The 1,844-nt window shown below is 69.4% G+C and carries 2 protein-coding genes and 1 pseudogene; 2 read left to right on the top strand and 1 reads right to left on the bottom strand.

What is annotated here, in order from left to right; all coding sequences use genetic code 11:
- Positions 1-68: 68 nt before the first annotated feature.
- Complete coding sequence (locus ACLN58_RS21765) at positions 69-419, bottom strand: ArsR/SmtB family transcription factor (RefSeq protein WP_415857296.1); 351 nt, start codon at positions 417-419, stop codon at positions 69-71.
- Between the two features lie 120 nt (positions 420-539).
- Between ACLN58_RS21765 and ACLN58_RS21760 the strand changes: the two genes are divergently transcribed.
- Together ACLN58_RS21760 and ACLN58_RS21755 are read left to right on the top strand one after the other, a co-directional pair.
- On the top strand, positions 540-1,583 hold the full coding sequence (locus ACLN58_RS21760) for an NAD(P)-dependent alcohol dehydrogenase (RefSeq protein WP_415857295.1): 1,044 nt from the start codon (positions 540-542) through the stop codon (positions 1,581-1,583).
- A 25-nt stretch (positions 1,584-1,608) separates the two neighbouring features.
- Positions 1,609-1,844: pseudogene (locus ACLN58_RS21755) on the top strand (NADH:flavin oxidoreductase/NADH oxidase); the annotation flags it as partial.

Raw genomic sequence — 1,844 nt, 5'->3', positions numbered from 1 at the left:
GCCGAGCGGGTGCCGCTGGACGCGGACCACGGTGTCCACGTTGGCGCTGCCCACGACGCACACGCCGTTCACGGCGCGACGCTCCCCGGGAGGGCCTTCGCGGCGATCTTTGCGGCGTGCTCGGCCGCGATGACGGATGCGAGCAGCCCGGGGAACCGCGCGTCGAGGTCCTCGGAGCGGAGCGAGCTGAGGATCGCCGTGCCTCGGTAGTGCTGCGAGATGACTCCGGCCTCGCGCAAAACCCGGAAGTGGTGCGTGGACGTCGACTTGCTCACGGGGAGCCCGAACGCGATGCAGGCCTGATCGTCATGTCCGCCCGCGAGCTGGCACACGATCCGGCGCCGGATCGGATCGGCCAGGGCCGCGAGGACGGCGTCGAGCTCGATCTCCTCCTGCTCGGGGTGCTCCAAGACTCGCATGGTTGAATTCTCGCATCCGGGGAATTGAAGGTACGGAAAACATCGTACTACGATGCCAATCGAAGTTCCCGTCCCGCCGATCGGCTGGGACCGGCTTGCCACCCTCGGATTGGAGTCACCATGCTCACCGTCAACGCCTACGCCGCGCCGAGCGCCACCGAGCCGCTCGAGAAGACCACGATCGAACGCCGGGACGTCGGGCCGCACGATGTGCTCATCGAAATCAAGTTCGCGGGCATCTGCCACTCCGATATCCACACCGTCCGCGGCGATTGGGGCCAGCGCCACTACCCGCTCGTCCCGGGGCACGAGATCGCCGGGATCGTCACGGCCGTGGGCAGCGAGGTCACGAAGCACGCCGTGGGCGACCGCGTCGGCGTGGGCTGCATGGTCAACTCGTGCGGCCACTGCGCGAACTGCCTCAAGGGCAACGAGCAGCACTGCCTCGAGGGCAACGTGGGCACGTACGCGTCGCTCGACCGCGACGGGACCCTGACGCAGGGCGGCTACTCGACGCACGTCGTGGTCGCCGAGAACTTCGTGGTCCGCATCCCGGACGCGCTCGCGCTCGACGTCGCGACCCCGCTCCTGTGCGCGGGCATCACGACCTACTCGCCCCTGCGCCGCTGGGGCGTGGGCCCCGGCAAGCGAGTCGCCGTCGTCGGCCTCGGTGGGCTCGGGCACATGGCCGTCAAGATCGCGCACGCCCTCGGCGCCGAGGTCACGGTCCTCTCCCAGTCCCTCAAGAAGCAGGAGGACGGCCTCCGCCTGGGTGCCGATGAGTACTACGCGACGGCCGAGCCGGAGACCTTCGAGCGCCTCAAGGGCACGTTCGACGTCATCCTCAACACCGTGAGCGCCCCGATCGACCTCAACGCGTACCTCGGCCTGCTCGCCACGGAAGGCGCCATGGTGTGCGTCGGCGCGCCCGCTGAGCCCCTTCCGGTCAACGCGTTCAGCCTCATCGGCGGGAGCAAGACGCTGAGCGGCTCTGCGATCGGCGGCATTCGGGAGACGCAGGAGATGCTCGACTTCTGTGCCGAGCACGGCTTCGGCGCGGACATCGAGGTGATCCCCGCCGAGAGGATCAACGACGCCTACGAGCGCGTGCTCGCCTCCGACGTGCGCTACCGCTTCGTCATCGACGCGGCGACGTTCAACTGACGCGACGGTCCCCGAAGGAGCCAGCATGACGAGCCTTTTCGAGCCGCTCCAGCTGCGGGGCGTGACCGTGCCCAACCGCGTGTGGATGTCGCCGATGTGCACGTACAGCGCGGTTCCCGACGAGGGCCAGGCCGGCCGTCCCCACGACTTCCACCTTGCCCATTACGCCTCGCGCGCCGCGGGCGGCCTGGGGCTCGTGGTGGTCGAGGCCACGGGCGTGGCCCCCGAGGGGCGCATCACGGCACATGACCTCGGCCTGTG

Origin of the sequence: Sinomonas sp. G460-2 (assembly GCF_047759905.1) — a bacterium.
GTDB lineage: Bacteria > Actinomycetota > Actinomycetes > Actinomycetales > Micrococcaceae > Sinomonas.
This window is presented reverse-complemented; position numbering and strand designations above follow the sequence as displayed.

What these genes read in the sequence shown, in the direction of transcription:
- ACLN58_RS21765 (WP_415857296.1), bottom strand. Translation starts at nt 419, where the DNA reads ATGCGAGTCTTGGAGCACCCCGAGCAGGAGGAGATCGAGCTCGACGCC.
- ACLN58_RS21760 (WP_415857295.1), top strand. Translation starts at nt 540, where the DNA reads ATGCTCACCGTCAACGCCTACGCCGCGCCGAGCGCCACCGAGCCGCTC.